At 55.4% G+C, this 1,111-nt stretch carries 1 protein-coding gene; it reads right to left on the reverse strand.

The genetic code is table 11. From position 1 onward, the window contains the following. Positions 1–28: 28 nt before the first annotated feature. Positions 29–1,066 (reverse strand): IS630-like element ISPa47 family transposase, encoded by a 1,038-nt coding sequence (locus IEG05_RS23065; RefSeq protein WP_011911785.1) that lies wholly within the window; start codon positions 1,064–1,066, stop codon positions 29–31. Positions 1,067–1,111 lie beyond the last annotated feature (45 nt).

Here is a 1,111-nt window from a genome sequence, read left to right on the forward strand (position 1 = left end):
TATTAACCCGGCAATCAAATACACCAAATCATGCTGCGTAGGCGATACGTGGATGCCGGAAATAAGAACGGATTCTTTGAGGGCGTAATTGCAATCGTCTCATGACCGAGCGAACACGCCTTTCCAGTTCGTCCTGATTACGCGCCGGCAAGCCCGTGCGAACCTGATGTTTCAAATCACAATTCAAATACTCGTCAGGGTTCAACTCCGGGGCGTAGGCCGGCAAGAAGAACAGTTCGATTTGCTCTTTGCGGTCGCCAACCCAGGCGCTCACCTTTTTGCTGTGGTGTACGCGCAGGTTGTCGAGAATCAGAAACACCTTGCGGCCCTGAGCATCGCGAATCAGGCGACTCAGGAAGCGAATCAGCACTGGGGCTGTCAGCGTTTCCCGATACAGCATGAAGCGCAGTTTGCCCCGATTGGTCACGGTGGAAATCATGTTGGTGGAAAAACGACTGCCGCTGACCAGGCGCACCGGCGTTTCGCCAATAGGGGCGTAGCTGCGGCCAGCATGGCTGTCACTGCGCATACCGGTTTCGTCGCCCCACTGAATCTCACCATTCTCAGCCCTGGCCCGCTGTGCGATGCGTGGATATTCATTATCCAGCCAGTGCTGAACCACTTCAGGTTTCTGCTGATAAGCCCGATGCAGTGGGCGCTGCGGGGTGTAGCCCCAACGCTTGAGGTATTCACCAACCGTTCGAACCGGCATGAGAAAACCACAGCGCTGGCGGATCAGTTCTCGCACCGCATCACGCGTCCAGAGCGCAAAGCCGAGCTTGAGTTGGTCGGGCATCTTATCGGTCATCAAGGTGCGAATCAGCACTTCCTGGCTGGAGCTCAAACTGCGGCGATCACCCTGGCGCACACCACGCTGGCCGCCAGCAATGGCAGCCTTTTCGCCTTTATGTTCTGCGACCTGCGCCCAGTGAGCAATAGTGCGGGGGTGAACACCAACCGCTTCGCCAATAGCCTTGTAGGTGTAACCCTGCTCACGCATGCGTAGGGCCGTGGAGCGCTTTTCACGTTGTTCTTGGGGGCTGAGTTTACGGGCATCTATTTTCATGGAGACAGATTATCTAATATGCCCTATTTATTTGCCAGGTTAATA

It is taken from the genome of Stutzerimonas kunmingensis (genome assembly GCF_014764705.1).
Lineage (GTDB): Bacteria > Pseudomonadota > Gammaproteobacteria > Pseudomonadales > Pseudomonadaceae > Stutzerimonas.